20 protein-coding genes are annotated in these 21,738 nt (G+C 44.2%); 14 read left to right on the forward strand and 6 right to left on the reverse strand.

Going from position 1 to position 21,738, the window contains the following annotated elements:
* Positions 1-102: 102 nt before the first annotated feature.
* On the forward strand, positions 103-1,380 hold the full coding sequence (gene lysA / locus Xets_RS26935; protein ID WP_099131028.1) for a diaminopimelate decarboxylase: 1,278 nt from the start codon (positions 103-105) through the stop codon (positions 1,378-1,380).
* A gap of 70 nt (positions 1,381-1,450) precedes the next feature.
* On the opposite strand, the gene fadE is transcribed toward lysA, so the two are convergent.
* Complete coding sequence (gene fadE / locus Xets_RS26940; protein ID WP_187651082.1) at positions 1,451-3,898, reverse strand: acyl-CoA dehydrogenase FadE; 2,448 nt, start codon at positions 3,896-3,898, stop codon at positions 1,451-1,453.
* A 253-nt stretch (positions 3,899-4,151) separates the two neighbouring features.
* Between fadE and lpcA the strand changes: the two genes are divergently transcribed.
* The 10 genes from lpcA (at position 4,152) to nqrM (ending at position 13,319) form a co-directional block, all read left to right on the forward strand.
* Positions 4,152-4,733: a D-sedoheptulose 7-phosphate isomerase gene (gene lpcA / locus Xets_RS26945; protein WP_099131030.1), complete on the forward strand. Its 582-nt coding sequence runs from the start codon at positions 4,152-4,154 to the stop codon at positions 4,731-4,733.
* Between the two features lie 36 nt (positions 4,734-4,769).
* Positions 4,770-5,537, forward strand: coding sequence for a class II glutamine amidotransferase (locus tag Xets_RS26950; protein ID WP_099131031.1), 768 nt, complete (start codon positions 4,770-4,772; stop codon positions 5,535-5,537).
* Between the two features lie 559 nt (positions 5,538-6,096).
* Positions 6,097-7,440, forward strand: a complete 1,344-nt coding sequence (locus Xets_RS26955) for a Na(+)-translocating NADH-quinone reductase subunit A (RefSeq protein ID WP_187651081.1) — start codon at positions 6,097-6,099, stop codon at positions 7,438-7,440.
* Between the two features lie 3 nt (positions 7,441-7,443).
* A complete protein-coding gene (locus Xets_RS26960) occupies positions 7,444-8,682 on the forward strand; it encodes an NADH:ubiquinone reductase (Na(+)-transporting) subunit B (protein WP_187651080.1) in 1,239 nt (412 codons plus the stop codon).
* Entirely contained in the window at positions 8,675-9,469 is a 795-nt protein-coding gene (locus tag Xets_RS26965) for a Na(+)-translocating NADH-quinone reductase subunit C (protein WP_099131034.1), read from the forward strand. The genes Xets_RS26960 and Xets_RS26965 overlap by 8 nt, the downstream gene beginning before the upstream one ends.
* Entirely contained in the window at positions 9,462-10,091 is a 630-nt protein-coding gene (locus tag Xets_RS26970) for an NADH:ubiquinone reductase (Na(+)-transporting) subunit D (protein WP_047769693.1), read from the forward strand. The genes Xets_RS26965 and Xets_RS26970 overlap by 8 nt, the downstream gene beginning before the upstream one ends.
* A gap of 8 nt (positions 10,092-10,099) precedes the next feature.
* Positions 10,100-10,696 (forward strand): NADH:ubiquinone reductase (Na(+)-transporting) subunit E, encoded by a 597-nt coding sequence (nqrE, locus tag Xets_RS26975; RefSeq protein WP_038235359.1) that lies wholly within the window; start codon positions 10,100-10,102, stop codon positions 10,694-10,696.
* 15 nt (positions 10,697-10,711) lie between these two features.
* Complete coding sequence (gene nqrF / locus Xets_RS26980; protein ID WP_099131036.1) at positions 10,712-11,938, forward strand: NADH:ubiquinone reductase (Na(+)-transporting) subunit F; 1,227 nt, start codon at positions 10,712-10,714, stop codon at positions 11,936-11,938.
* A gap of 159 nt (positions 11,939-12,097) precedes the next feature.
* Positions 12,098-13,078, forward strand: coding sequence for an FAD:protein FMN transferase (locus tag Xets_RS26985; RefSeq protein WP_370588194.1), 981 nt, complete (start codon positions 12,098-12,100; stop codon positions 13,076-13,078).
* A gap of 16 nt (positions 13,079-13,094) precedes the next feature.
* The gene (gene nqrM, locus Xets_RS26990; protein ID WP_074020165.1) at positions 13,095-13,319 is read left to right on the forward strand and encodes a (Na+)-NQR maturation NqrM; all 225 of its coding nucleotides are present in this window, start codon (positions 13,095-13,097) and stop codon (positions 13,317-13,319) included.
* A gap of 88 nt (positions 13,320-13,407) precedes the next feature.
* Here the strand turns inward: nqrM and Xets_RS26995 are convergent, their stop codons facing one another.
* Positions 13,408-13,923, reverse strand: coding sequence for a sigma-70 family RNA polymerase sigma factor (locus Xets_RS26995; RefSeq protein ID WP_187651078.1), 516 nt, complete (start codon positions 13,921-13,923; stop codon positions 13,408-13,410).
* A 131-nt stretch (positions 13,924-14,054) separates the two neighbouring features.
* The gene (locus Xets_RS27000) at positions 14,055-16,352 is read right to left on the reverse strand and encodes a TonB-dependent hemoglobin/transferrin/lactoferrin family receptor (protein ID WP_099131039.1); all 2,298 of its coding nucleotides are present in this window, start codon (positions 16,350-16,352) and stop codon (positions 14,055-14,057) included.
* 22 nt (positions 16,353-16,374) lie between these two features.
* Here Xets_RS27000 and Xets_RS27005 point away from each other — a divergent pair, with 22 nt between their 5' ends.
* From Xets_RS27005 to Xets_RS27015, 3 genes are all read left to right on the forward strand, one after another.
* Positions 16,375-16,527, forward strand: coding sequence for a hypothetical protein (locus Xets_RS27005; RefSeq protein ID WP_167450544.1), 153 nt, complete (start codon positions 16,375-16,377; stop codon positions 16,525-16,527).
* A 32-nt stretch (positions 16,528-16,559) separates the two neighbouring features.
* Positions 16,560-16,997 carry a YtxH domain-containing protein gene (locus Xets_RS27010; protein ID WP_187651077.1) on the forward strand — a complete coding sequence of 146 codons (438 nt, stop codon included), beginning with the start codon at positions 16,560-16,562 and terminating at the stop codon, positions 16,995-16,997.
* 185 nt (positions 16,998-17,182) lie between these two features.
* Positions 17,183-17,623, forward strand: a complete 441-nt coding sequence (locus Xets_RS27015; RefSeq protein ID WP_099131041.1) for a GNAT family N-acetyltransferase — start codon at positions 17,183-17,185, stop codon at positions 17,621-17,623.
* Positions 17,624-17,761: 138 nt separating this feature from the next.
* Here the strand turns inward: Xets_RS27015 and betA are convergent, their stop codons facing one another.
* From betA to betI, 3 genes are read right to left on the reverse strand one after another with little or no spacing between them, the layout of a single operon-like run.
* Positions 17,762-19,426: a choline dehydrogenase gene (betA, locus tag Xets_RS27020; protein ID WP_099131042.1), complete on the reverse strand. Its 1,665-nt coding sequence runs from the start codon at positions 19,424-19,426 to the stop codon at positions 17,762-17,764.
* A 27-nt stretch (positions 19,427-19,453) separates the two neighbouring features.
* A complete protein-coding gene (gene betB / locus Xets_RS27025) occupies positions 19,454-20,932 on the reverse strand; it encodes a betaine-aldehyde dehydrogenase (protein WP_099131043.1) in 1,479 nt (492 codons plus the stop codon).
* A gap of 36 nt (positions 20,933-20,968) precedes the next feature.
* On the reverse strand, positions 20,969-21,565 hold the full coding sequence (gene betI / locus Xets_RS27030) for a transcriptional regulator BetI (protein WP_099131044.1): 597 nt from the start codon (positions 21,563-21,565) through the stop codon (positions 20,969-20,971).
* Positions 21,566-21,738: the final 173 nt, after the last annotated feature.

Genomic DNA, 21,738 nt, shown 5'->3' on the forward strand with positions numbered 1-21,738 from the left:
TAACAATATCACAAATGAATAGACTATGGCTAAATGGATATTTTTCTTCCTGCCTCATTATTGTCAATAATGAAAAAATTGCTGATTTTGTGAGACGCTTCAATGACCATATCGACCTTTACTCATGACCCAGGGAAACATTTTATCCCTGATAATCTACTCCGTTTGCCAACTCAGTACGGAACACCATTGTGGCTTTATGATGGCGATAGCATCATCAAACAAATCAAAAAATTAAAACGGTTTGACATCATTCGGTTCGCACAGAAAGCGTGTTCCAATACCCATATTTTACGCTTGATAAGAGAACAGGGCGTGAAAGTTGATGCGGTGTCATTGGGTGAAATAGAGCGGGCGCTTTATGCAGGTTTTAAACCTGGTCGCGATAAGTCAGAGATTGTGTTCACGGCGGATGTGATTGATGAGGCAACATTGTCGCGTGTCATTGAGCTGGATATTCCAGTCAATGTTGGTTCTATTGATATGTTGGCACAAATTGGTGAACGTCAGTCTGGTCATCCGGTGTGGTTACGTATTAACCCCGGATTCGGGCATGGGCATAGCCAAAAGACGAATACTGGTGGCGAAAATAGCAAACATGGGATCTGGTTTCAGGATCTCCCTCTGGCAATTGCAAAAATTCATCAATATGATTTGCAGTTAGTGGGGCTGCATATGCACATTGGTTCAGGGGTGGATTATCAACATCTCTCCAATGTTTGCAATGCTATGGTGGAGCAGGTCATGCTGTGTGGGGAGGATATTCAAGCCATTTCCGCAGGTGGTGGTTTATCCATTCCCTATAAGGACGGTGAAGAGTCAGTCGATACCGAACATTATTACAGCTTGTGGCATGAGGCTCGTCAACGTATTGAGCAGCATCTGGGGCATCATGTTGAGCTGGAAATTGAACCTGGGCGTTTTCTGGTTGCTGAGTCAGGGATCTTAATGGCGGAAGTACGGGCCGTTAAGTCTATGGGTAATCGACATTATGTGCTGGTAGATGCAGGTTTCAATGACTTAATGCGTCCGGCAATGTATGGCAGTTATCACCGTATTTCTGTATTGCCGGTAAACGCGCCGCCGGAAACCACGTCGTTAGAAACTACATTGCTAGAAACCATCGTTGCGGGGCCGTTATGTGAATCTGGTGATGTGTTTACACAGTTAGAAGGTGGGGAAGTTGTGTCACATATGTTGCCTCGTGTTAGCGTCGGGGATTATCTGATTTTTCACGATATTGGCGCTTACGGTGCTTCTATGTCTTCAAATTATAATAGCCGTCCTTTGATCCCTGAAATTTTGTTTATTGAGGGAGAGGCGCGCTTGATCCGTCGCCGCCAGACAATCGAAGAGTTGTTATCACTAGAATCCATTTAAATAAAAACGGGGCACCGGTGCCCCGCTTCTTAGTCCTATATTTTGCATGAATCAAGCTTTCTGGTCAGCATCAGGCGGCTTTATTTTGACGCTGACTTTCAGGCTTTTTTGCTGGATTGGGTACAGCGAATGCATTTGGCTCAAATTCATCGACATTGATTGAACGCAATCGACTGTTTTCAGCTCGTTTCAGGATATCTGCTTCTTCTTGGCTGATTTTGTTCTCTGTCAGCGCCTGCTTAGCTAATTCATCCAAACGTGTGAAGCTTAGGTTTTTGCCTGCCTCGTGGCTTAAGCGAACATGGATTGGCTCTGCGGCGATGATATCAAGCAATGCTTCTTCCAGTAACCCGTGAGGGTTATGCTCACTTGGTGTCAAATATTGCCCACGTCCAATCCGGCTACGGGTTGCGGAAGGAGTCTGTAATATCTGAGCCAGTTTGTGATCCAATTTATCAGATGGTGCGGTATGTACTCGCCCCAATGGGAAGATAATCACTCGCATTAAACCTGCAACCAAACGGTTGGGGAAATTGCGCAGCAAATCGTTCATGGCCTGTTCAGCTTGTTTCAGGCTATCTTCTACTGCCCACTGGATCAATGGCAAATCTTCTTTCTGGCGTCCTTCATCTTCATAGCGTTTCAAGGCCGCAGAAGCCAGGAAGATTTGGCTCAGAATGTCCCCCAAACGAGCTGAAATGCGTTCACGGCGTTTCAGGCTGCCCCCCAATACGCCCATTGACACATCAGAGAGCAGGGCAAGGTTAGCGCTTAAACGGTTAATCTGTTGATAGTAACGGCGAGTAGCATCATTGACTGGCGAACGACTGGTTCTGCCTTTGGTAATACCAAGCCACAGGCTGCGCAGAGTGTTACTGGCAACATGGCCCAAGTGACCAAACAGAGCCTTGTCAAAGTGTTTCACATTGTTGCTTTCTGCTGCGGCGATTTCAGCCAATACATAAGGATGGCAGCGGATTGCACCCTGACCAAAGATGATCATGCTACGGGTCAGGATATTCGCACCTTCAACGGTAATAGCAATGGGAGCACCCTGATAACCGCGAGCAAGGAAGTTCGATGGCCCAAGACAGATGCCTTTGCCGCCAGCGATATCCATGGCGTCAATAAAAGAACGTTGACCTCTATGCGTACAATGGTATTTCACGATAGCAGACAGAACCGAAGGTTTTTCGCCCAACATGATACCGCTGGTGATCATGGTTGCGGCCGCATCCATCAAGTAAGCGTTACCTGCGATACGTGCCAGTGGCTCTTCGATACCTTCCATTTTACCGATAGGCAGCTTGAATTGACGGCGAATATAGGAATAAGCACCAATTGCCATAGCTGCACTTTTCAATCCCCCTGTTGCGTTGGATGGCAAAGTAATACCACGACCAACAGACAGACATTCAACCAGCATACGCCAGCCCTGACCTGCCATTTTCGGTCCACCAATGATGTAATCGATAGGAACGAAAATATCTTTACCACGGGTTGGACCATTCTGGAATGGGATATTCAGAGGGAAATGGCGGTGACCAATTTCTACGCCTGGTGTATTGGTTGGGATCAACGCACAGGTAATTCCCAGTGATTCAGTATCGCCCAGTAGATGATCCGGATCATACAGTTTAAATGCCAATCCCAGCACGGTAGCAATAGGGGCAAGGGTAATGTAACGTTTATTCCAATTCAGGCGCATACCAAGAACTTGTTTGCCTTGCCATTCCCCCATACAGACAACACCAGTATCAGGAATAGCTCCGGCATCTGAACCGGCTTCAGGGCTAGTCAACGCAAAGCAGGGAATTTCTTCACCACGGGCAAGTCCAGGCAAGTAATGTTTTTTCTGTTCATCTGTGCCGTAGTGTTGCAGCAATTCACCTGGCCCCAAGGAGTTAGGTACGCCAACAGTAATTGCCAGAATACCTGATACGCCGGCCAGTTTTTGCAATACCTGAGATTGAGCATAAGCGGAAAATTCCAGGCCACCATATTCTTTCTTGATGATCATGGCAAAGAAACGATGTTCTTTCAGGTAGGCCCAAAGCTCAGGTGGTAAGTCAGCCAATTCATGAGTGATTTGGAAATCATTTGCCATGCGGCAGGCTTCTTCTACCGCACCATCAATAAAAGCTTGTTCTTCAGCAGTTAACTGCGGCTTTGGATAGTTATGCAGTTTTTGCCAGTCAGGGTTACCACGGAATAGATCGCCTTCCCACCATGTAGTTCCTGCATCAATGGCTTCTTTCTCTGTGTTGGACATGCTTGGCATAACCTTGCGGAAGGCTTTTAGGCCCGGCGCAGAGAATAAGGAGATACGTACAGGTGTAAAGACAAGAGGGAATAGGACGATGACCAGTGGTAACAGCAACCAATAACTCCAAAGGCCAGTTATACTCATAACGAACGTATAGGCAACAAGCAGCAAGCTGCTGAGCGTTAAGCTGACTTTGTGGTAACAAAGCCCGCCAATCAAGACTAAAAATAAGATAATGCTGAAAGTGGTCATAGTAAAACTCCTGTAAATCTCAGGTTGAGTTGTCAGAGGTCTGACCTGTTGTGATGTCCTTCTTTTTTAGATGAGGAAAGTGTATTTATCAATATATTTACATCTTAATTACAATCTAGCTCACAAAGTCGAGTTAGTTTTGCAAACGATAATTCTTGCAAGATGTGATGATATCTTCTTTCAGATAGGGGAATCCGTTACACTTGCTGACTGACATTATTAATCCCGAAGACTTTTCAGGAGTATGAGTTCCATGTATCAAGAACTGATCCGCAGTGAATTATCCGAAGCCGCAGAGACGTTGGCTAACTTCCTCAATGATGATGCAAATATCGACGCTATTCAAAAAGCTGCGGTTTTGCTGGCTGATTCATTCAAGGCAGGAGGAAAAGTGCTTTCCTGTGGTAATGGTGGCTCGCATTGTGATGCCATGCATTTTGCGGAAGAATTGACAGGTCGCTACCGTGAAAATCGCCCAGGATATCCGGCTATTGCGATTTCTGATCCCAGCCACTTATCTTGTGTGAGCAATGACTTTGGTTATGACTATGTATTTTCCCGTTATGTTGAAGCCGTCGGTCAGAAAGGTGATGTACTGCTGGGCATTTCAACGTCAGGAAACTCTGGCAACATCATTAAAGCGGTTGAAGCAGCCCGTGCCAAAGGGATGAAAGTCATTACACTGACTGGCAAGGATGGCGGAAAAATGGCAGGAACGGCAGATGTTGAAATTCGAGTACCACATTTTGGTTATGCAGATCGTATCCAGGAGATCCACATCAAAGTCATTCATATCTTGATTCAATTGATTGAAAAAGAAATGGTAAAAGCCTGATTGCTTTTCGTCAGGAATCGGCGTTAGGGGTAGTCAATGTGTGAATTACTTGGCATGAGCGCCAACGTGCCAACAGATATCGTTTTCAGTTTGAGTGGACTCATTCAGCGTGGTGGGCATACCGGCCCACATAAAGACGGTTGGGGAGTTACCTTCTATGAGGGATTGGGATACCGGACATTTAAAGATCACCAATCCAGTTGTCATTCGCCTGTGGCGCGATTTGTACAAGGCTATCCAATCAAATCAGAAGTGATTGTCGCCCATATTCGTCAGGCAAACAGTGGTAATGTTTCCCTGGCAAATACCCATCCATTTACCCGTGAACTATGGGGAAGGTATTGGACTTATGCCCATAATGGTCAATTTAAGGGATATAGTAAGCTGAAAACGGGTAATTACCGGCCGGTTGGTGAGACAGACAGTGAATGGGCATTTTGCTGGATATTACATCAATTATCGTTGAAATATCCCAAGCGACCTTCTAATTGGCCTGCGGTATTTAAATTTATTGCTTCCCTGGCGGATCAACTGAGAAATAAAGGTGTTTTCAATATGCTGTTGTCAGACGGGCAGTTTGTCATGGCTTACTGTTCTACTCAATTGCATTGGATTACTCGTCGTGCCCCTTTCGGCAGGGCTAAATTACTTGATCAGGATGTTGAAATCGATTTCCAGCAGCACACCCAGCCAGGGGATGTCGTATCCGTGATTGCCACCCAACCTTTAACCGGAAATGAAGTCTGGCACCGTATTGAATCAGGTGACTATGTGCTATTTCATTTTGGAGAGAGAATAATTTGATTCGCTGTTCCAAAAGGGTAACGGGTTTTCTGGTTTTACATTAATAACATATTGCCCGTCTATGACGTTAACTGTGGCAGGAATGCTATTTTGGACAAAATACTCATAGGCGGGCTGTGATTGTTTCCAAAACAAGTCATTGTCGTTATTTTGGTGCCGCTTCCATTAAATTCCTGCCGGAATATCCTTTTGATTTATCGAACTCATTGGGAAGACTCAAATTAACGGCGCGATAATTAATTTTTGATTAAAAATCGCCCTGGCGTAGAGAAAAGTGATAGAAACATTCGTCTTTATCGAATGGTTGACGGTTTAGCAGAGAAATTATTTTTATTTGCTTGAACTGTGTCACTTGATTAATCAGACAGTCAGTGGGGGAGGTGTTAGAATTACTCCGGCGAAAATTAAGAGAAACTTTGTAACGATTATCGGAGTGAATAACTTGAGACATACTATTGCTCAAGGTTTTTTGTATTACTAGAGTCGCTGCATTACCTCACGGGAATACCGCAAGGTAGTCTGTAGTATATGATTTAACTGATAAACTTGTGCAAATCTTATGATTAAAATTAAAAAAGGACTCGACCTCCCGATAGCAGGAGCGCCTGCCCAAGTTATAGAAGATGGTCCGACAATTCGCCATGTTGCTTTACTGGGTGAAGAATATGTTGGAATGCGTCCTTCTATGCTGGTTAAGGAAGGTGAGCATGTCAAAAAAGGGCAAATTCTTTTTGAAGATAAGAAGAATCCAGGGGTTGTTTTCACTAGTCCTGCAAGCGGGAAAGTTGTCACCATTGGACGTGGAGAACGTCGTGTTTTGCAATCCGTTGTTATTGAAGTGAGTGGTGATGAGAAAGTCACATTCGATCGCTATGAGCGTGCTGAACTTGCTGGCCTGAGCCGTGAAAAAGTAGAGAAAAATCTGCTTGCGTCAGGATTGTGGACAGCGTTGCGTACACGTCCTTTCAGTCGTACCCCTGTCTCCGGTTCCACACCAAAGGCAATCTTCGTTACGGCAATGGACACCCAGCCACTGGCTGCTGATCCACTCGTCGTTATCGCAACTCAGGAAGAGGCTTTTGTTGATGGCCTGAATGTTCTGTCAATATTGACAGAGGGGAAAATCCACGTTTGTTACGGCGCTGGAAATATTCCAACAGTGGGAAATAACGCTCAAATCACCTACAACCAGTTTATTGGTCCACACCCAGCCGGTTTGGTGGGCACTCATATTCATTTCATTGAACCTGTTAGTGCCCAAAAAATGGTTTGGCATCTGGGTTATCAGGATGTTATTGCTATCGGTAAACTGTTTACTACGGGTGAGCTTTACACTGATCGTGTGGTGTCTCTGGCGGGACCACAGGTTAAATCGCCACGCTTGGTACGTACTCGGTTGGGGGCTGATTTGCTGGAATTGACGCAAAATCAGTTGCAAGAGGGTGAAAACCGTATTGTTTCTGGTTCCGTACTGTGTGGTGCAAAATCAGATGACGTTCGTCATTATCTTGGCCGCTTCCATACGTCAGTTTCTGTACTTGCTGAAGGCCGGGAAAAAGAGCTGTTTGGTTGGATTGCGCCAGGCGCTAATAAGTTCTCGATTACCCGCACCACAATCGGCCACTTCCTGAAAAAGAAACGTTTTGCTTTCTCAACCACGACAAACGGTGGGGAACGTTCTATGGTGCCAATTGGCAACTATGAGCGTGTCATGCCACTGGATATTATGGCAACTCACTTACTGCGTGACTTGCTTGCAGGTGATTCTGATAGCGCTCAGGCGCTGGGTTGTCTGGAGCTGGATGAAGAAGATTTGGCATTGTGTACCTATGTTTGCCCAGGCAAATATGAGTACGGTCCAGTACTGCGTGAAGTGCTGACGAAGATTGAGCTGGAAGGGTAATTCATGGGCCTGAAAAATTTATTTGAAAAAGTAGAGCACCACTTTGAGGCCGGTGGCAAACTGGAAAAGTATTATCCTCTCTATGAGGCAGTAAGCACCGTTTTCTATACGCCGGGCACAGTGACAAAAGGAAATGCCCATGTCCGTGATGCCATCGATCTCAAGCGCATGATGATCCTGGTGTGGCTGTCTGTTTTCCCTGCGATGTTTTGGGGCATGTATAACGTCGGGAATCAGGCAATACCAGCCCTGACTCATTTATATAATGGAGATGCCTTACAGCAGGTTTTGGCTTCTGATTGGCATTACATGCTTGCTCAGTATCTTGGTGCATCATTAACACCAGATGCAGGGTGGGGCAGTAAAATGCTGTTAGGAGCAAGCTACTTCCTGCCAATTTATGCGGTTGTATTTGTCGTGGGTGGCTTCTGGGAAGTTTTGTTTGCCATTATCCGCAAACATGAAATCAACGAAGGTTTCTTTGTTAGCTCCATTCTGTTCGCGTTGATTGTTCCACCAACACTGCCATTGTGGCAGGCGGCTTTGGGGATTACTTTCGGCGTGGTGATTGCGAAAGAGATCTTTGGTGGTACTGGTCGTAACTTCCTTAACCCGGCTTTGGCGGGTCGTGCTTTCCTGTTCTTTGCTTACCCCGCCCAGATTTCTGGTGATTTGGTTTGGACTGCGGCTGACGGTTTTTCTGGTGCAACGCCTTTGTCCCAATGGGCAACTGCGGGTAGCCACGGCTTGATAAATACCGTTACCGGTCAGCCAATCACTTGGATGGACGCTTTTATTGGTAACATTCCAGGTTCAATTGGTGAAGTATCCACTTTGATGATTTTTATCGGTGGGGCCATCATTCTGTTTTCCCGTATTGCTTCATGGCGCATCGTTGCTGGTGTGATGATCGGTATGATTGCAACGTCTTATCTGTTTAATGCGATTGGTTCTGGCACTAACCCAATGTTCGCTATGCCGTGGTACTGGCATATGGTTCTGGGAGGCTTCGCTTTTGGTATGATCTTTATGGCGACTGATCCTGTATCCGCAGCGTTTACGGATAAAGGGAAATGGGCATACGGTATCCTGATCGGTGCTACGTGCATTTTGATCAGGGTTGTAAACCCAGCGTATCCAGAAGGAATGATGTTGGCGATCTTATTCGCTAACCTGTTCGCGCCACTGTTCGATTATCTGGTCGTACAGGCCAATATTAAGCGGAGAAAAGCCCGTGGCTGATAATAAACCAAAAAATAATGATAGCATCGGCAGAACATTCCTCGTTGTTTTTGTGCTGTGTCTTGTATGTTCGATTGTGGTTGCTGGTTCAGCCGTGGGTTTGAAAGCGCAGCAGCAGGAACAGAAGCTGCTGGATAAGCAGCGTAATATTCTGGATGTGTCTGGTTTGCTAAAACCTGGTATGACAACTGAGGAAATTAAAGAAGTCTATAACAGCCGTATCCAGCCTGAATTGCTTGACTTGAAAACAGCGATGTTGAAAGAGAGTAATGGCAATTTTGACCTGAATAATGCCCTGCGCAGTGACGAAACCAGTATTGCTTTGTTACCTGAGCAAGATCTGGCGAAGATCCGCCGCCGTGCCAATATGGCGGAAATCTATCTGGTCAAAGATGAAAGCGGCAAAACGACTGAACTGGTTCTGCCAATATATGGCTCTGGCCTATGGTCAATGATGTATGCCTTTATTTCCATTGATATAGATGGTGTCACTTCTCACGGCATTACTTACTACTCTCATGGTGAAACCCCAGGTTTGGGGGGGGAAGTTGATAACCCACAATGGCGTAAGCAGTGGGTAGGTAAAAAACTCTATAACCCGCAAGGTGTTCCGGCACTTAAGATCGTCCGTGGCGGTGCAGGTGATAACCCTTACGGTGTAGATGGGCTGTCCGGAGCAACCCTGACTTCTAACGGTGTTCAGCATATGTTTGATTTCTGGCTGGGTGATAACGGTTTTGGCCCGTTCCTGAAAAAAGTACGTGAGGGAGCCTTGAAAGATGGCTGATAGTAAAGAGATAAAACGCGTCCTGCTAGGGCCGCTGTTTGATAATAACCCAATTGCATTGCAGGTTCTGGGGGTGTGTTCAGCGCTGGCTGTGACTACCAAATTGGAAACTGCGTTAGTCATGACCATTGCAGTTACCCTGGTCACAGCGTTTTCTAGCTTTTTCATTTCATTAATTCGTAACTACATCCCCGGCAGTGTGCGAATCATCGTACAGATGGCGATCATTGCGTCTCTGGTTATCGTCGTAGACCAGATCTTGCGGGCTTATGCCTACGAAATTTCCAAACAGCTATCGGTATTTGTGGGCCTTATCATTACAAACTGTATTGTCATGGGACGTGCTGAAGCTTATGCCATGAAAGCACCACCCGTTGAAAGTTTTATGGATGGTATCGGCAATGGTTTGGGCTATGGCGTCATCCTGTTGCTGGTTGGTTTCTTGCGTGAACTGTTTGGTTCAGGAAAATTGTTCGGTGTTACGGTGCTGGAATCTGTCAAGAATGGCGGTTGGTATCAACCCAATGGTTTGTTCCTGCTGGCACCGAGTGCATTCTTCATTATTGGTATGCTGATTTGGGGTTTACGGACTCTGAAACCTGCGCAGGTTGAGAAGGAGTAACAAACAAAATGGAGCATTATATTAGTTTGTTTGTCCGCGCAGTCTTTATCGAGAATATGGCGTTATCTTTCTTTCTCGGTATGTGTACGTTTTTGGCGGTATCAAAGAACGTTAAGACGGCTTTTGGCCTTGGTGTAGCTGTAACCGTTGTATTGGGCATTTCCGTTCCTGCCAATAACCTCGTCTACAATCTGGTACTCCGTGATGGAGCGCTGATGGATGGGGTGGATTTGAGCTTCCTGAATTTCATTACCTTTATCGGGGTCATTGCTGCACTGGTACAGATTCTGGAAATGATCTTAGACCGTTATGTTCCGGCACTTTACAACGCATTGGGAATTTTCCTGCCGTTGATTACGGTGAACTGTGCAATTTTCGGTGGTGTTTCATTTATGGCACAGCGTGACTATAACTTCAGTGAATCCATCGTATACGGTTTCGGTTCAGGTATGGGCTGGATGCTGGCAATTGTTCTGATGGCTGCTATCCGTGAAAAAATGAAATATGCGGATGTTCCGGCAGGTCTGAAAGGATTGGGGATCACCTTTGTCACCACCGGTTTGATGGCATTGGGCTTCATGTCCTTTTCCGGTGTGCAGCTCTAAAGGCGAGAAGAATTCATGGATATAATTATTCTAGGCGTAGTCATGTTTACCCTGATTGTGTTAGTACTAACGGCAATGATTTTGTTCGCAAAATCTAAGTTAGTGAACACCGGGGATATTAAAGTTGAAATCAATGGCGATGAGGATAAAAGTTTCTCTGCTCCCGCCGGTGATAAGTTGTTGGGTATGCTTTCCAATCAGGGGATTTTCGTCTCCTCTGCGTGCGGTGGCGGTGGTTCTTGTGGCCAGTGCCGGGTGAAAATTAAGGAAGGCGGTGGTGATATTCTGCCAACGGAACTTTCCCACATCAACAAGCGTGAAGCAAAAGAAGGCTGCCGATTGGCATGTCAGGTCAATGTTAAACAAGACCTGAAAATCGAACTGCCAGAGGAAATTTTTGGTGTTAAGAAATGGGAATGTGAAGTTATCTCCAACGATAACAAAGCCACTTTCATTAAAGAATTGAAGCTGAAAATTCCTGATGGGGAAGTGGTGCCATTCCGTGCCGGTGGTTACATTCAGATTGAATGTCCTCCCCATGTTGCCCGTTATGCTGATTATGATGTTCCACAAGAATATCGTGAAGATTGGGATAAATTTAATCTGTTCCGTTATGTCTCTGAAGTCAAAGAGCCGACGGTTCGTGCATATTCAATGGCGAACTATCCAGAAGAGCATGGCATTATCATGCTGAACGTGCGTATTGCAACGCCACCACCAAGAAACCCAGATGTTGCTCCGGGTATCATGTCTTCTTATATTTGGTCGCTGAAATCAGGTGATAAGGTAACGATTTCTGGTCCGTTTGGTGAATTCTTCGCGAAAGACACGGATGCAGAAATGATCTTCATCGGTGGGGGTGCAGGTATGGCACCAATGCGTTCTCACATCTTCGACCAGCTTAAACGTTTAAACTCCAAACGTAAGATTTCCTTCTGGTATGGTGCGCGTTCTAAGCGTGAAATGTTCTATACCGAAGATTTTGATCAGTTGGCAGCAGAAAATGAGAACTTCACATGGCATGTGGCACTGTCAGATGCTCTGCCGGAAGATAATTGGGATGGCTATACAGGCTTTATCCACAATGTCCTGTATGAAAACTACCTGAAAGATCATCCAGCACCTGAAGACTGTGAATTCTATATGTGTGGGCCTCCAGTCATGAACGCTGCGGTCATTAAGATGTTGAAAGATCTTGGCGTAGAAGATGAAAACATCATGTTGGATGATTTTGGCGGTTGATGGTATACCCAATAAATTTTGGGTTGCAGCTAACATGATTTAACGATAAGCGCCCACATTTTGTGGGCGCTGCGATTTAGAAAAGCCACAATAAGTCAGAAAGAGTAAGTTATGCTGAGTAAAAAAATTATCAATTGGGGTGCATTGCTGTTTGCAACTATGATGCTGGCGGCATGTGATGGCCCTAAACAGCAAAACCTGAATGGACAGACAATGGGGACTTATTACTCCGTTAAATATGTTGCTGATTCGTCTGTACCTGCCCCAGAAGTTCTGCAAAAAGAGATTGATCGTCTGTTAGAAGAAGTGAACGATCAGATGTCCACTTATCGGCCAAATTCTGAATTGAGTCGTTTTAATCAAAGCCGTGAAGTGAATAAACCATTTCCGGTATCTGCTGCTACGGCAAAAGTTGTCAAAGAAGCTATTCGAATTAATAAACTGACAGACGGTGCACTGGATGTGACTGTTGGCCCGTTGGTAAATCTATGGGGATTTGGGCCGGAAGGACGCATTACCAAGGCACCGACGGATGAAGAATTAGATATACGCCGTGCCTGGACGGGGATCGATAACTTGTCTGTTGAAGGCAATAATCTGATTAAATCCATCCCTGAACTGTATGTTGATCTCTCTTCCATCGCCAAAGGTTATGGTGTTGATGTTGTTGCTGAATATCTGGAATCTCGTAACATCAAAAATTACATGGTTGATATTGGCGGTGAAGTTCGCACATCGGGCAACAATGGCAAGAAAAATCCATGGCGGATAGCGATTGAAAAACCATCAGACAACGGCATGGCACAGAGCGCTCAGGAGATTATTGAACCGGGCAATATGTCTGTGGCAACATCGGGTGATTACCGCAACTATTTTGAACAGAATGGCGTGCGTTATTCTCACACTATTAATCCGAAAACCGGTAGGCCGATAACGCATAATTTGGTTTCAATTACCGTGATAGCACCGACGTGTATGAGTGCTGATGGTTTTTCTACAGGTTTAGATGTATTAGGGCCAGAGAAAGGTATGGAAGTGGCTGAGAAGCTGAATATTCCGGTCTTTATGATTGTTAAAACCAAAGAAGGCTTTGAAGAGCGCTATAATACCGCTTTTAAGGCATATTTACAGAAGAAATAAGAAAGGGGGAAAGGCGATGGAAGTCTTTATTGCCACTTTTATCTTTTTCTTGCTGGCTTTTGCAGGCATGGCACTGGGCTATATTTTTAAGCGCAAAAGCATTCAAGGAAGCTGTGGTGGCTTGGGAAGTATTGGCGTAGAAAAAGTGTGTGATTGTCCTGAACCTTGTGATGCCCGCAAAAAACGTATGGCGAGGGAAACTGCCCGTCAAGCCCAGTTGGAGAAGAATCGCATTCTTTGACACTGTTTTTCCGTCAAGTAAATTTGCAGTTAAAACAAATGCCCTGCTGCCAGATAAACAGCGGGGTTGTTTGTTCAGGGATGGCTGTTCAATGCGTATTAAAAAGGTGACATTCCCTGTGGGCTTGATGCAAATAATTTTTCACTGAGCTTATTGAGATACCCAAACTTTCCGCAACTTCTTTATAACGCCAGCCCTGGAGTTGAATGAGTAGAAATGTCTGCCGGACTTTTGCCGGAAGCTCATCCAGGGTTTTATCTATCTTTTCTAACTGTTCTAACAGCATAAGTTGATTCTCAGAAGAATTTGCTGAGATTTTAGGCTGTTCACTGACATATTTCAGATAATTATCTTCCAGTTTTTTTCTGCGCCAGTAATTGGAGAGAGTTCTGCGCGCTATCGTCATTAAAAAGGCTCTTGGCTGGCGGATATTTTCAAGATCCGAAGATTGCATCAATTTGATGAAAACCTCATGAACGAGATCTTCAGCCTGATTGGGATAAACACTGTTTTGTCTGAGCCAGTTGCATAACCAATGATGGTAATCGGCATAGAGTTTCTGGGTGATTTGATTGTGCTTAAATGTGCTTTTTTGCACCGCCATAATGATATTGCCTGATAGGATATAACTGATAATAGTTATTATTTGTATTTGATAAGCGGAAGTCAATGCAGCGTTTGGAAACCTAACCCTCTTAAGGTAAGAGGGTTAGGGATTGGATGGTTAAGTGTCAGTTAGAATTGTTGTGAAATACTGAATTTGTAATTCCGGCCAATACCTGAAATCTTATCTCCTAAGTAAGGATAGTAATCACGGTTGAACAGGTTATCGATAGTGACTCGTGCTTCAAATCCTTTTATAAAAGAAGGACGCCAGCTTGCAAACAGACCGTGCAGGGCGTAGCCCTTACTTTTATGGAATGACCAAGAACCTGCGTCTGGATCTCCATCTACGGGGGATCGATCTTGTTTGCGGATAAAATCACCTTTCCATCCCATTGCCATCTGCCATTGCGGAATTTTAAACCCTAACATGGCATGTGCAGAAGTTGGCGGTATTTCTGCAATCCAAGTTTTATGCCCTAACCATGGATCACGTGGAGAAGCGTCACGCTGTCCACGAATAGTAGAGAACGAGAATTTTCCAAACAGCGTGCGGCTGTCGTAGAAGGTTTCTATTTCTAAGCCTTCAATAGTATATCCCGGTAAGTTGCGGTAATTTCCCAATGATGTTCTACATGAATTGGTTGAGCCACTATCAAGTTGGGCTTTACAGTAAATACCACGCCTTCTAAAGATCTCATCTTTACCACGGTTACGGAATAATGTGGTACGAATTTGCAGGCTATCATCTTCAAGTATTAAGTTATCGAAATCGAGAATTGCACCGAGGCGTATTCCTGCCATTCTTTCAACGGCAAGATCGCGGCTGGAGCCTCTAAGGTTACTATTGCTCCCTTGTACCTCATATTGTTCATCGACTATTGGAGCACGCCATGTACGGCTGATATCTGCAAACAATGAAAGGTTTTTATTGGTTTGCCACAGAATGCCTAAATGAGGTGACCAACCAGTATAGGTTACATTGCTATAGTCATGATTAACTTCTGGTGATGCATCGTTATATACGGATGCGTTATTTTCTTTCCCCCTATTTTTGACATGATCATAGCGAACACCCGGCGTGACGGTGACGCTGCCTATTTTCAGGGAATCTTGAATATAGAAGCTGTAAGCTAATTGAGTTCCAGCAGGCATATAGCCTGGTTGATAATAACCATAGTTATAGTTTTTATTCTTTATTTTGCCTTTATCGAACATCAGTACATTACGTTCGTTTTTATGCCAACGGGTTCCCACCAATAATTCATGTTCAATGATACCTGTTGAGAATATGCTTTTATTGTTGATATCAACCAGATTATCGGTGTAATCAACCCAGCTTTTATTACCCATTAATACACTGAAATAGGAGGAAGCATTTTCTGGGCGACTATCGTCTTGTTTGGTTTTGGAATACGCATAGAGCATCGTCAGGTTTAGCCATGGATTATTTTCTGGTGCGATATTCCATTTGGCAGTGTAGTTTTGATCAATTTGATCACGAAAGACCAATTTTCTTTTCCAGGCGCCATCCCAACCGTATTGCTTTACATCAAGGGCTGATGGAACGGCAATCTTACCTCGTTTAGCCGCCCAAGGCTGCCAGCCATCCGATTCAGATCGCATAGCGGACAGACTAATCGTATGAGCGTCACTGGGATAAAAGTTGGTTTTCAATAAATAAGATGTTTGGTTGTTTTGTGAAAACTCAAAACGTGTGCCATCAGGGAGTTTAATATTGTGTCCATCCCGCTTGCTTACATAAAGCAACCCATCAGCAAAGCCGTTAGGATCTCTGCCGTATATTGCGCCACTATTGATCCACTGCCTGTCATTCGTATGGTAGCTTTGTTTAACAAAGCCACCCCAATTCTCATCAGGACGCAGTAAGTCATTCGCATCTTTTGTCACGAGTTTGACAGAACCACCAAATCCACCATTACCGTTGAGTAAATTGTGTGGCCCTTTATCAACTTCGACCCGTTTGATTAATTCAGGCTCAATAAAGATGGAACCCTGCATATATTTCTCGAATCCTTTTGGTGCATCGTCCAGCGTGATTTTGATATCTTCCTGGTCTCCCATTCCCCAGATATTCAGCGTTTGTCCACCAGGGCGCGGGGAGCCTGACATTGAAACACCAGGGAGTTGGTCGAGTAACTGAGCAACATTGTCGGCTTGAGTGCGGTCAATATCCTCCTTTTTGAGCACTGAACTTCCTGCATTGGTGCTGTTGTGTAAACTTTTAACAACGGAAAGTGTGGGTAATTTTATCACCTCATTTTTCTTTTCAGATTTTTGTTCTTTGAGATCTTCAGTTGCGTAAACAGCGCTGGAGAATGCCGCTCCCAATACTAATGTACCGGTTAAAATTTTCTGAACCATGGTAGCGATTGGGCGTTTTTCTAATTTTTGACTATTATTTGCCATAAATTTCCTGAAATGTGATCAAATGAAATACTTTCAAAGTAATAAGTCACCTGAGAAATTAAAAAAGGTAAATAAAAATGAGAATTATTTTTGTTTGCTTGGGGTTTTGGGAAGCATACCATACGATGATGAGGTTTATCCCATGGATAGTGAGATTTTTGGCATTGAAATTTAAGTTCAATTTCCTTACGTACAAGGGGGTCGTCAATGAAGAAAAAGATTCTTGGTTCTCTGATCTTGGCTGCTATCGTAGCCTTGCTCGCTGGCTGTGATGACGCATCTAAAAAAGCGGAAGATCCGGGCCAGCAAACTGAAAAAAGCGCACAGGAGATAAAGGAAAACGCTTCGCGCGAAGGCCATAGTTTGGTTGATAAATCGAATGAAGTTGCTGAACAAATGAAATCCAAGGTAACGGATATACAGAGTCAAGCGACTAAAACAGCGAATGATGTGATGGAGGCGATGAAAGCGAAAACAGATGATATCCAGCATCAGGCTAATGATAAACTCGATCAGCTTTCAGATACTATGAAGTCGAAGACGGAAGAAATAAAGTCTGAGGCTGATAAAAAGGCAGATGACTTAATTAATCGTCTTAAAAGTAATGATCTTAAAGGTGACAGTGATAAAAAAGAGGAAAATTAATTTATCTTCTTACTTCAATATATTATTGGTATAAAGTGGATTGCATCATAAGGGTGATCTAACAAGGGTCGCCCTTATTATTTGTAACTTAAATCGAGTCTTGATTTATTATTTTGGCTTGACTTACTTATCTATTTAAAAGTAGGTTGTGGATAGATTTTGTAAATTATAATCAGGATATAATAATGAAAATAAAGTACAGCATAGGAAGACAAAATCCCGAATTAATTCAGCAAGCATTTGCCATTCGCAAACAAGTATTTACGGATGAACAGGGATTTGATGCAGAGATTGATATTGATGAATATGATGATATTGCTTTGCATGTGGTGGTATTTGATGGTGAAAAATCAATAGGGGTATTACGGGCGATCCCGAAAGATAATAACATGCTCAAAGTTGGACGTGTTGCGGTATTGAGGTACTATCGCGGGCAGGGAATAGGTCGTAAAGTTATGGAATTTATTGAAGATTATGGCAGGAAAAATAACATTGAGACTATCGTTCTATCTGCACAATGCCATGCCCAGCCATTTTATGAAAGCCTTGGTTATCAGGCCCAAGGTGGAATTTATTTGGAAGAAGGTGCAGAACATATCTTTATGACTTTGAATTTAATATCGTAACAAGATAATTATTACTATTCGTAATATAAATACGGGAAAGATGAGTGTTCAAATAATATTGCTTGAATATCTCAATTTCCCGTATTAGTGATTTATTCAGTTTTTGTGAGAATAAATTGATTGATCAACTGTTTTTACTCATTGCCGGACAGGAACATCACTGGCAACATAATATTTTGCCTGACTGCGGGGCAGAGGAGAAATTCCCCTGATTTTATCAGCAATTTTTTCAGCCATCATAATTGTTGTAGCATTTAAATTACCGGTAATAATTATTGGCATAATAGAGGCATCAATAACACGTAGATTTTCAATGCCATGCACTCGTCCTTGACCATCCACGACCGCCATTTCATCTGTTCCCATTTTGCAACTGCATGATGGGTGAAATGCGGTTTCGGCATGTTGACGAATAAAGGTATCTAACTGCTCATCTGATTGATTTTCAACACCTGGGCTGATTTCACGTCCACAATATGGCGCCAGTGCAGGTTGCGCCATTATTTCCCGTGTAATGCGAATAGCAGCACGGAACTCCTGCCAATCTTGTTCTGCTGACATGTAGTTGAATAAAATACTGGGATGCTGACGAGGGTCTCGCGATTTAATTTTTACCCGACCACGGCTTGGGGAACGCATAGAGCCTACATGGGCCTGAAAACCATGTTGATTGATGGCATTACTGCCATTGTAATTAATGGCAACAGGCAGGAAATGAAATTGAATATTTGGCCAGGCAAATTTTTCATCGGTACGAATAAAGCCACCTGCTTCAAATTGATTGCTGGCACCAATACCTGTTCCTTTGAATAGCCATTCAGCACCAATTTGAGGTTGGTTATACCATTTCAATGCGGGATAGAGGGAAATGGGTTTGAGGCATTCATACTGCAAGTACATTTCAAGGTGATCTTGCAAGTTTTGCCCAACACCTGGTAAGACATGCACCGCAGGAATACCAAGCTCGTTTAATACTTCTTCGGGGCCAATACCTGAACGTTGCAAAATCTGTGGAGATGCGATCGCACCGGCGCAGAGTAAAACTTCTTTACGCGCTTTTGCCTGGGTTAAATCTGAGCTATTGCCTTGATAAAAATTGACGCCAACGGCTGCTTTTCCTTCAAATACGAGGGTATCCGTTAACGCATGAGTCATGATAGTGAGATTGGAGCGTGAACGTGCTTGATCCAGGTAACCGCGGGCTGTACTGGAGCGGCGTCCTTGAGGGGTAACGGTGCGATCCATCGGCCCAAAGCCTTCTTGCTGATAGCCATTCAGATCGTCAGTACGTGGATAACCAGCCTGGACACCGGCTTCTACCATCGCGTGAAAGAGTTCATTGTTTCCTGCCTTGGGTGTTGTGACACTGACAGGCCCGTCTGCACCATGATACTCATTTTCGCCAATATCCCTTGACTCAGCTTTGCGAAAATAGGGTAAGCAATCAAGATAAGTCCAGTCTTCCAGACCAGATAGTGTTGCCCAATGATCAAAATCCAGCGCATTGCCACGGATGTAGCACATGCCATTGATGAGTGAAGATCCACCCAGCCCCTTACCGCGCCCGCATTCCATGCGCCGGTTATTCATATAGGGTTCGGGATCGGTTTCATAAGCCCAGTTATAACGGGTTCCCTGCAAGGGATATGCCAGCGCTGCTGGCATTTGAGTACGGAAGTCGAATCGGTAATCTGGCCCACCTGCTTCCAGCAGCAGGACAGTCACATTGGCATCTTCCGTTAAACGAGTTGCAAGCACGTTACCCGCTGAACCAGCACCGATAATAATGTAATCAAAAACCATTGTTATCTCCTCTGTTTCAGGCGTGGATTAAAATAGGGATTCAAAATTGCCTAATTCCACCTGTATTGATTTGGTTTGTGTGTAATTTTGTAGTGTGACCAGCCCATTTTCCCGGCCAACACCAGAATGTTTATAGCCACCGACAGGCATGGCTGCCGGAGATTCTCCCCAGGTGTTGATCCAACAGATCCCGGCTTCTAGCTGGTGGATCACGCGATGTGCGCGGGAAAGATCTTTGGTGACTAATCCTGCACCCAGGCCATAATGTGTATTATTGGCACGGACAATGACTTCATCTTCCGTTTCATAAGTCAGGATAGACATCACGGGCCCAAAGATTTCCTCCTGTGTGATCAACATATCATCGGTACAGTCACTGAATACTGTCGGTGCAACAAATGCACCTTTTGCTAATTCGCCCTCCATCAGACGCTTGCCACCACAAAGCAGGCGGGCATTGCTGTTTTTACCGCTTTCGATATAGCGTAAAACAGACTCCATGTGTGGAAAGCTCACCAGCGGACCAAAGTTAGTGTTGGGATTGAGAGGTGAACCAATTCGGATGCGTTTAACACGCTCAAGAATTTTTGTTTCAAATTGTGGGAGCAGTGCCCTGGGGACAAAGACTCGTGTTCCGTTCGTACACACCTGACCTGAACTGAAAAAGTTTGCCATCATGGCAATATCAGCAGCACGATCCAGATCGGCATCATCAAAAATGATCAGCGGGGATTTGCCACCTAATTCCATCGTGACTTCTTTTAGGGTGGAAGCGGAAGCATTTGCCATCACCTTTTTGCCGGTCACAATCCCGCCGGTAAAAGACATTTTGGCGATTTTAGGGTGAACAGTCAGATAATGTCCGACTTCATGACCGGCTCCGGTTAACACATTGAAAACACCATCAGGCAAACCGGCTTCAGTATAGATTTCAGCCAACTTCAAAGCGGTAAGGGAGGTGACTTCACTGGGTTTAAAAATCATGGCATTGCCGGCAGCCAGAGCGGGTGCTGATTTCCAGAGGGCAATTTGGATAGGGTAGTTCCATGCGCCGATGCCTGCTACGATCCCCAATGGTTCACGGCGTGTATACACAAAAGAAGATTCACGTAATGGGATCTGCTGACCTTCAAGGGCTGGAATTAAGCCAGCATAGTATTCCAGTACATCGGCACCCGTGACGATATCAACCTGCCGGGTTTCAGAAAGGGGTTTGCCGGTATCCAGTGTTTCCAATTCAGCCAGTTCATCATTGTGTTCACGCAAGATGTTCACCGCCTTGTGTAAGATCCGTGAACGTTCCACCGTGGTCATGGCTGCCCAGATTTTCTGTCCTTTATGGGCACTTTCAACTGCTAGATCAACATCTTGTTTTGTCGCAGACTGAAATTGAGCAATAACTTCACCATTAGCTGGGTTAATTGCGTCAAAAATTGTATTATCAGGATTGGTGCTATCAACATAAGCACCGTGGATATAAAGTTTTTGTAATCCAAAATGAGCCATAGATTCTCCTTAAGAGTCTATCCATTAGGTGATAAGTCAGAACTTATCAGATGCTCCGAGTTTCTGTTCGATATAATCGATAGTAATTTTGAATGTCCCTGCTATATCAAAAGGCTTCCTGCTTAATGCACTTCGCAGCCAAATGCCGTCAATCAATGCAGCAAGACCTTGTGCAGCTAGCCGTGCTTCTGCTTTTGGCATGGCACGTTTAAATTCAACACACAGATTGGAATGCAAACGGCGTTCATTGACTTGTTGTAACCGATACAGGTTTGGTTGATGCATACTACTCGCCCAGAATGCTAACCAGGTTTTCATTGCTGCGCTGTTGATCTGGCTGGGATCAAAATTGCCTTCGACAATGGCTTTCAACCTTTGCGTGGGAGTTGCGTTATCTAGCAAGCGTAATCGGCGTGCTACAGCCATTCTCAGCTGATGTAATAGATAACGCATGGTAGCTTCCAATAAGCCGTCTTTGTCCTTGAAATAGTGGCTGATAATTCCGTTGGAAACCCCCGCTTTTCGGGCTATTTGCGCAATAGTTGCTTCCTGCATTCCAACTTCATTCACAACGATTAATGTTGCATCAATGAGTTGCTGTTTTCTTATCGACTGCATTCCAATTTTGGGCATGATTTTATGCTCAGAAAATCAATTATTCGGACAGTATTAAACTTTTTTTTAATTGAATATTCAATCAAAATTAAATATGTTTTATCACAATAATTTTACAATGAGGGAGTGAATTTGTTTAAGATATCTTAAATTTTATATTTAATTCAATATGTTATATGAATTATGCTTTT

Source organism: Xenorhabdus sp. TS4 (genome assembly GCF_014467265.1).
In the GTDB taxonomy this organism is placed as follows: domain Bacteria; phylum Pseudomonadota; class Gammaproteobacteria; order Enterobacterales; family Enterobacteriaceae; genus Xenorhabdus; species Xenorhabdus ehlersii.

Bases quoted from the DNA above. Each gene is read 5' to 3' on its own strand.
- lysA (WP_099131028.1), top strand. From the start codon at position 103: ATGACCATATCGACCTTTACTCATGACCCAGGGAAACATTTTATCCCT.
- fadE (WP_187651082.1), bottom strand. From the start codon at position 3,898: ATGACCACTTTCAGCATTATCTTATTTTTAGTCTTGATTGGCGGGCTT.
- lpcA (WP_099131030.1), top strand. From the start codon at position 4,152: ATGTATCAAGAACTGATCCGCAGTGAATTATCCGAAGCCGCAGAGACG.
- Xets_RS26950 (WP_099131031.1), top strand. From the start codon at position 4,770: ATGTGTGAATTACTTGGCATGAGCGCCAACGTGCCAACAGATATCGTT.
- Xets_RS26955 (WP_187651081.1), top strand. From the start codon at position 6,097: ATGATTAAAATTAAAAAAGGACTCGACCTCCCGATAGCAGGAGCGCCT.
- Xets_RS26960 (WP_187651080.1), top strand. From the start codon at position 7,444: ATGGGCCTGAAAAATTTATTTGAAAAAGTAGAGCACCACTTTGAGGCC.
- Xets_RS26970 (WP_047769693.1), top strand. From the start codon at position 9,462: ATGGCTGATAGTAAAGAGATAAAACGCGTCCTGCTAGGGCCGCTGTTT.
- nqrE (WP_038235359.1), top strand. From the start codon at position 10,100: ATGGAGCATTATATTAGTTTGTTTGTCCGCGCAGTCTTTATCGAGAAT.
- nqrF (WP_099131036.1), top strand. From the start codon at position 10,712: ATGGATATAATTATTCTAGGCGTAGTCATGTTTACCCTGATTGTGTTA.
- Xets_RS26985 (WP_370588194.1), top strand. From the start codon at position 12,098: ATGATGCTGGCGGCATGTGATGGCCCTAAACAGCAAAACCTGAATGGA.
- nqrM (WP_074020165.1), top strand. From the start codon at position 13,095: ATGGAAGTCTTTATTGCCACTTTTATCTTTTTCTTGCTGGCTTTTGCA.
- Xets_RS26995 (WP_187651078.1), bottom strand. From the start codon at position 13,923: ATGGCGGTGCAAAAAAGCACATTTAAGCACAATCAAATCACCCAGAAA.
- Xets_RS27000 (WP_099131039.1), bottom strand. From the start codon at position 16,352: ATGGCAAATAATAGTCAAAAATTAGAAAAACGCCCAATCGCTACCATG.
- Xets_RS27005 (WP_167450544.1), top strand. From the start codon at position 16,375: ATGAAATACTTTCAAAGTAATAAGTCACCTGAGAAATTAAAAAAGGTA.
- Xets_RS27010 (WP_187651077.1), top strand. From the start codon at position 16,560: ATGAAGAAAAAGATTCTTGGTTCTCTGATCTTGGCTGCTATCGTAGCC.
- Xets_RS27015 (WP_099131041.1), top strand. From the start codon at position 17,183: ATGAAAATAAAGTACAGCATAGGAAGACAAAATCCCGAATTAATTCAG.
- betA (WP_099131042.1), bottom strand. From the start codon at position 19,426: ATGGTTTTTGATTACATTATTATCGGTGCTGGTTCAGCGGGTAACGTG.
- betB (WP_099131043.1), bottom strand. From the start codon at position 20,932: ATGGCTCATTTTGGATTACAAAAACTTTATATCCACGGTGCTTATGTT.
- betI (WP_099131044.1), bottom strand. From the start codon at position 21,565: ATGCCCAAAATTGGAATGCAGTCGATAAGAAAACAGCAACTCATTGAT.